At 37.5% G+C, this 7,247-nt stretch carries 6 protein-coding genes; 3 read left to right on the forward strand and 3 right to left on the reverse strand.

Going from position 1 to position 7,247, the window contains the following annotated elements; all coding sequences use genetic code 11:
* Positions 1-687 precede the first annotated feature (687 nt).
* Positions 688-1,815: a site-specific tyrosine recombinase/integron integrase gene (gene xerA / locus CWD90_RS22645; RefSeq protein WP_192878063.1), complete on the reverse strand. Its 1,128-nt coding sequence runs from the start codon at positions 1,813-1,815 to the stop codon at positions 688-690.
* 64 nt (positions 1,816-1,879) lie between these two features.
* On the opposite strand from xerA, the gene CWD90_RS22650 reads away from it, so the two are divergent.
* A complete protein-coding gene (locus CWD90_RS22650) occupies positions 1,880-2,281 on the forward strand; it encodes a hypothetical protein (protein WP_103478332.1) in 402 nt (133 codons plus the stop codon).
* A 124-nt stretch (positions 2,282-2,405) separates the two neighbouring features.
* Here the strand turns inward: CWD90_RS22650 and CWD90_RS22655 are convergent, their stop codons facing one another.
* Positions 2,406-3,062 (reverse strand): recombinase family protein, encoded by a 657-nt coding sequence (locus CWD90_RS22655; RefSeq protein ID WP_239986598.1) that lies wholly within the window; start codon positions 3,060-3,062, stop codon positions 2,406-2,408.
* A 119-nt stretch (positions 3,063-3,181) separates the two neighbouring features.
* Here CWD90_RS22655 and CWD90_RS22660 point away from each other — a divergent pair, with 119 nt between their 5' ends.
* A complete protein-coding gene (locus tag CWD90_RS22660; RefSeq protein ID WP_103478334.1) occupies positions 3,182-6,193 on the forward strand; it encodes a Tn3 family transposase in 3,012 nt (1,003 codons plus the stop codon).
* A 124-nt stretch (positions 6,194-6,317) separates the two neighbouring features.
* Here the strand turns inward: CWD90_RS22660 and CWD90_RS22665 are convergent, their stop codons facing one another.
* Positions 6,318-6,794, reverse strand: a complete 477-nt coding sequence (locus tag CWD90_RS22665; protein ID WP_103478335.1) for a recombinase family protein — start codon at positions 6,792-6,794, stop codon at positions 6,318-6,320.
* Positions 6,795-6,833: 39 nt separating this feature from the next.
* Between CWD90_RS22665 and CWD90_RS23140 the strand changes: the two genes are divergently transcribed.
* On the forward strand, positions 6,834-6,974 hold the full coding sequence (locus CWD90_RS23140) for a hypothetical protein (RefSeq protein ID WP_157941312.1): 141 nt from the start codon (positions 6,834-6,836) through the stop codon (positions 6,972-6,974).
* Positions 6,975-7,247: the final 273 nt, after the last annotated feature.

Genomic DNA, 7,247 nt, shown 5'->3' on the forward strand with positions numbered 1-7,247 from the left:
TTTTCTGTTCCATAGTTGTTGTTTCTTTCCAAGGCATGATAATTTGATTTTGATCTCAAATTATAACCTAAAAAAGTGTAAACTATGTGACTTTAACTTTGTAAAGGATGTCCCTTTAACGTACCAAATGTATGGTAACGACAGGGCTATAAGTAGTGTCCTTTTTCAGGCTGATCTGTTTTTAGGACATTACTTATAGGACCTGTTGTAAGTGGTTTTATTTTAATTTTACCTTTCACTAAAATTAGGAATAATATCCATCCATAGTTTGCCATAAGAAAATAATAAAGACTCTTTTTACTGGGACTTCCGTTTTATATTAATTTATATAGATAATATGATTAGTGTAAAACGGAACTTAAAGACCTCTAAATCAAGAGAAAAAAATTAAAACCCCGCTTAAAATTTGACTTTCTCAAAATTTTTACCGTCCTTCTACAAGTAGTTTTTAACGTTCCAACGTTTTGAGAGTGCACTCTCAACGCTGAAAGCTGAACTACTTGGGTAATATCCGCCGAAAGAGTCGAATATTACCTTAATCCTTTTCTCCTCATTTAGAGATTCCGACTTTTTATATCCACAATATAACTCAGGTAATCCTCAGCAAAAAGAACAATAGCGATGGCAAATTACTTACAACAATTGTATAAAGCAACTAGTTGCTTTATATCTCTTTTGTCCGTAATACTAATCTAACGGATTTTTAATCAATTTAAAAGTATTTGTGGCCACATGGGTATAAATTTCTGTGGTCTTGCTCGATCCATGGCCTAAAAGAACCTGTATCTGTCTAAGGTCCGTACCAGATTCCAACAGATGGGTAGCAAAACTATGACGCAAAACATGTGGCGTAACCGTCTGTGCTATTTTTGCTCTAATGGCCGCATCCTTAACAATTTTAAGCACACTTTGAGGCGTGTACTTACCACCCTTTTGTCCTTCGAATAAATAGGTTCGAGGTTTCCATTCCTTAAAGTATATTCTTAGGTCTTCCAAAGCTGTTTTAGATAGCAGGGTGTATCTGTCCTTCCTACCTTTTCCATTTTTTACCCTTACCAACATTCGATTACTGTCGATATCGGTGGGCTTCAGATTCAACAGCTCGCTGCGGCGAAGACCAGAACCGTAAAGAAGCTCGATGATACACTTGTGTTTGATGTTGTTGGCCTTCTCAATGATTTGCAGAACTTCCACTTTACTTATAACTGTTGGCAACTTGGATTCTTTTCGTGGGCGTTCAATTTCATAAAACCTGTTGGGCATACCTAAAACCACTTCGTAGTAAAACTTGATTGAGTTTATGACCTGGTTGAGATAAGAATTGGAGACTTTTTTCTGAATAAGTAGTTGTAGAAAGGTCCTGATATCCATTTCGTCAATAGTATTAAGATCCTTTTTAGAATAATGATTAATGAACATTTCAAAGAAGTGTACATAGGTGCGTACTGTGCTATTAGCATAGCGTTTTAGCTCAAGTTTTAAAAGATATTCTTCAGGACAGAGCCGATAATCGGGAATAGGCTTTCTTTTCCTGAACCATTCGATATCAACAATTTCGTTACTGGGGCTATTTGGGCGATTGGTCAGGAATCGATTATAATTTATCCAAACATTACCTTTGAAAGTATTGAATACTATCCCAAGATTGTCTTTTGTATTTGGTATGTAGGCCATGTTATATTGTTTGCTCCATTTAGGATCAGGTAGGCCTTTGATCAAGGATTGGATAAGCTTATCAGGTACAAATTTTATACCTATCATCTTTTGATCGTTGATCATCAAATGATATAGAGTAATGGACTTTAGTGGGTTCATACAACAATAATAATAAGGTTTTAGAATTTAAGGGGTATATTATACATATAATATACGTTTACAAATGGTTAATTTCAAAAAGTGTCCAATTTGCGAATCCGAAATAAATGGTAGGTCCGATAAGCTCTTCTGTTCGGTCAAATGCAAATCAATAAGCCAATATGAAGTTCGTCGCGAAAAGGAGAAGTTCTATTTGAGAGTTGATAGTCAATTGAAGACCAATAGGAAATTATTGAAGAGATACAACAGGTCCGGATTTACCACCATACGTAAAACGGAATTATTGAAAGATGGTTTCAATCCTAATTTTTTCACCCATTATTGGAAAAACAAAAAAGAAGATATCTATCTTTTTGTTTATGAATATGGATTTATGGCTATAAAACATAATGGGAAGAATAAATATGTATTGGTCACATGGCAAGATTATATGGACAAAAATCTAGAAAGTACCAATAATGTTTAACAATATTATTGCGATTTAATTCAATCAAACTTGAGGAGGCAAAATTCGGATCAATGACATAAATGTTCAAGGGAATTATAAAATTTAAATTGTATACTCATGGACAATTTGACTTCTTTTCAAGTCATATAATTGCCTTTTTGATACGCTTGTTAACTTTGGATATAGTATGCCGTGAGCAGCCCAGTAGGTTCTGGATGTAATTGTAACTCTTACCATCTCTTAGTAGCCCCTCGATTTTGTTCTGTAACTCGATGTTCTCGGGGCGACCCTTGTATTTTCCCTGCTGCTTGGCTTTTTGAACCCCCTGTGCCTGCCTACGCCTCCTGTCCTCATAGTCTTTACGGGCAACTGCCGCAAGCATATCTAGAAGCATCGAATTGATTGCCGACAGCATCCTTTCTGTAAATTCGTCCGAACTGTCGATGAGTCTGTGGCTCGTGGGAAGATCCAATGAGACGATTTTGATGCCCTTGTCCGAAATGACCGATTTCAAGGTCTCCCAATCCTTGGCGTTCAATCTGCTTATCCTATCAATCTGTTCTACGAGCAGTACATCTCCAGGCTCTGTAATTTCCAACAACCTAAACAGTTCTGGACGGTCCAATTTGCTACCTGTCTCGTTTTCGGTAAACCAGAAAGAGACCTTAATTCCTTTTTTATCGGCAAAATCTTTAAGTTCGTTCTTCGCCCTTTCGGCATCTTGAAGTTTGGTCGATGCCCTTAAATATCCGTATACCCTCATAGGTGCATTATAAATGGTTTCGTAATAATAGTGCAATATACATTGTTTTTAAATATTATTGCACCAACAAATTAGTGGTAGGAAAAAGGTATACCCAAAATGCACTATTTTAAATGACAAGACTTACATTGAACAAATAACCTAGCCATCATCCAATGTCAAATGAAATTTTAACCCAAGAGCAGAAAAAAAATTATGGAAAATTCCCGGAAGTTCTGAACGAAAATCAGATTTCCAAATATTTTACACTGGATAATCTTGATTTGGAATTTATTTACAAACGAAGGGGCAATTCCAATAGGTTTGGAGTGGCGCTTCAATTGACCTGTGTCCGTTTTTTGGGAACATTCTTAAGCGATCTCACCGAAGTTCCTGATACCGTTAAAGAATTTGTTGCTGAACAATTGCCTATCGGTAACATAACAATACTACGGTCATACGGCAAAAGGGAGACGACCAAGCGGGAGCACCGAGCCTTGATCAGGAAACATTATAACTATCAAGAGTATACCAAAGGCCATTTGTCCTTTAGATTGACAAGACTACTTTATCTGAGGGCATGGATCAGTGATGAAAGACCCAACCTTTTGTTCGATCTGGCAACATCTTGGTTGGTAAAAAACAAAATTTTGCTTCCTGGGTCAACAACACTTACCAGATTAATAGGGGAGATTCGTCAAAGGGCATTCGAAACCTTATGGAAGAAACTGGCCGACCTTCCTTCTTTATCCCAAAAATCAAGCCTGAACGATCTATTGGAAATTTCCGAACCAATGCAGACATCTTGGTTCGATTATTATCGAAAAGGCCCTGTAAGAATAAGTAGCACATCCTTTATAAAAGCCTTGAAGCGTTATAAAGGCCTACGTTCCTTAGGAATTGGGGAATTGGATTTTCAAGGGATACCGCCCATAAAGATAAGGCAACTTGCAAAACACGCATCTATTACGTCCGCTTACAGAATTGGTAGAATGCCGGAGCAAAGGCGCATAGCAGTACTTGTAGCCTTTGTTAATATATATGAAGTTACGGCATTGGACGACGCTTTGGATGTTCTAGAGCTTTTGGCGACTACTATTGTGAATGATGCAAAACGAATCGGGAAAAAGAAAAGACTGCGTACTTTAAAGGATTTGGATAGGTCTGCGGTTATTTTGGCCAAAGTAAGCAAACTTATATTGGATGAAAAAATATCTGATCTGAAACTTAGAAAATCAATATTCAAGATTGTGTCTAAAGACCTGATCGCAAATTCGATGGACACGGTAAACGAGTTGGCACGTCCAGAAAACAGCGATTATTTAGAGGAGATGATCGCACAATATGGGAAAATCAAAAAGATACTTCCTAGATTATTTGAGGATATCGAGTTCGAAGCTGCACCCTCTGGTGAAAACCTACTTGACATATTCTTTTTTCTTGCCAGCCTCCAATATGATAAAAGCGAATTTCTTGAGAACCCTCCAACGGATATCATCACACCTTTATGGAAAAGATTGATTACTGACGAGGAAGGTAAGATATCGAAGAAAGGATATACCATATGTTTTTTAAATCATTTTTTAGATGCCCTCAAACACAGGGACATCTATATCAAACAGGGGGATCGGTGGGGTGACCCTAGAATGAAATTGCTCAAGGAAAATTACTGGAGAAACAATAAAAGTCAAATATGCGCTTCTCTGGGACACATTGAAAACGGAAAGGAGTCCGTAGATAATTTAGAAAAGGAACTTAACGCCACATATATAAAAGTAGCTTCTAATTTTCAAGACAACGATTCCGTCAGTTTAGATATTTCAGGAAACCAGCCTTCCTTGACCATTAAGAAACTTGATGGACTTGTCGACCCCAATAGTTTAATATCTTTAAAAGAATCTATCCGTAGCTTATTGCCAAAAGTTGATCTTACAGAACTTCTGTTGGAAATTCAGGGACATACTAATTTTATAGATTCTTTCAGTCATGTGAGTGAGTCCGGTTCCAGAAGCAAAGATCTAACAGTTAGTATATGTGCCGTACTGATCGCCGAGGCCTGCAATATAGGAATCGAGCCCTTGGTCAAGGATAATATTCCTGCTTTGACCAGACATCGTTTAAATTGGGTCAAACAAAATTACTTTAGGGAAGAAACGCTGACCATGGCAAATGCAAAACTCGTTGATTACCAATCCACACTTTCATTGGTCAATAAATGGGGATGCGGTATGGTAGCATCCGCTGATGGTATGCGTTTTGTAACGCCTGTTCAAACAATCAATTCCGGGTACAATAGAAAATATTTTGGTGCCAGCCGTGGAATAACTTGGTACAATTTTGTATCCGATCAATTTTCAGGAATTCATGGTATTGCCGTACCAGGCACATTGAGGGATTCAATGTTTATTTTGGATGGCTTGCTGGAACAACAAACAAGTTTGGTACCTACAGAGATTATGACCGATACGGCGGGTGCAAGCGAAATGGTATTCGGTCTGTTTTGGCTGCTTGGCTATCAGTTCTCTCCTAGATTGGCGGATGCCGGAGAAGCAGTATTTTGGAGAATCGATAAAGATTCTGACTATGGACCTCTCGATGATATTTCGAGAGGCATAGTAAAAGCAGAGCTTATAGAAGATAATTGGAACGATATGTTGCGCATGGCCGGGTCATTGAAATTAGGAACGGTCAGGGCTTCCGAACTAATGAAAACCCTGCTTAAGAGTGACAGACCTTCAGGTTTGGCCAAGGCCATAAAAGAAGTTGGTCGCATCAACAAAACCCTTTACCTTTTAAATTATATCGATAGCCAAGAGTATAGGCGCAGAATATTGACCCAACTTAATCGAGGGGAAAGTAGGCATAACGTTGCCAGGGCTATTTGCTATGGGCAACGCGGAGAGATTAGAAAACGGTACAAAGAAGGTCAGGAAAATCAGCTTGGAGCTCTAGGACTTGTAACAAACGCTGTAATATTGTGGAATTCCATCTACATGCAAAAATCGATTGAACATCTAGAAACAAAAGGTGTTATATTAAATGATGAGGATTTGGAAAGATTATCTCCACTTATAATTAAACATATAAATATGTTAGGCCATTATTCTTTTGAAATAGAAGAAAAATTCTTGAAAGGGAAATTGCGCCCATTACAGACTCTTAAAAAAACGTTAAATAAAATTCCTTAGCGTACGTTTTCGCAAGGTTGTGTCCGTAATGTCCCAAAAGACGTTCGTTTTATATGAATAATGACTGTTTACGGCAAGGAGAACCGTTTAAATTCGCCGACTTTCAACCACATAAGTAGCCTGTTTACAATGAGTTATATACCTTAACGTACGTTTTCGCACCGTTGGGCTTCATACCCCGTCTACCCAAAAGCTTGTTGCGCTTACGGGCATTGTTCAGGCCAACTTTTGTTCTCTCACTTATTAGGTTACGTTCGAATTCGGCCACGGCCGCAAAAATTTGAAGTAAAAACTTGCCGTTTGCAGAAGTAGTGTTGAATTCAGGTTCGCTAAGGCTTTTAAAATGTACTCCCGACTCATTGAACCTATCGATAAGGTCTACCATGTTTTTTAGGGAACGGAATACCCTATCGTTTTTATAGGTCAGGACAGTATCCCCTTTTCGCATATACTTTAGCATTTCATTGAGGCCTTTCCTATCGTCCCGAGTACCACTTGCTATATCCGAATAGATTATTTCACATCCGTTATTTTTCAACAGATCTATTTGTGATTCCAATTTTTGTTCAGGGGTGGAAACCCTGGCATATCCTACTACCATAATTTAGTTCCGTAAAAGGTTAATTAACGAAACTACTAAATGGAACGACAAATGGAACTGGAGACGGATATTTTTGGATTGTGCTTGAACAGTGCCGTAAAACGGCCGTTTTACGGTACTGAAAAAGATTATTCCTTTTTTAAGTTAGATTTAAATTTTGCCGATGAAATTTTTGGCTAATCCATAGCTTGCTGTATTCTTGCTATTAGTTAAAATTTCATTAATAGGATTGCGTCTTATGCAAATATATATTTACATTAGTTGCCAACTAAATAGTAATATAGTAACTATTAGCGATATTTCTACTGTACCATAATTATGAAAAAAGCAATTTATTTAATCTGCTTGATCACTATCAAAGTGTTCAGTCAAGAATCGGATACGTCGATATTAGAGAAAACTATTTCAAACATTTATGACATTGAAAGGGTTAAATATCAATCGACATTCCAA

This window comes from Arenibacter catalasegens (genome assembly GCF_002909235.1).
Taxonomy (GTDB): Bacteria; Bacteroidota; Bacteroidia; order Flavobacteriales; family Flavobacteriaceae; genus Arenibacter; species Arenibacter catalasegens.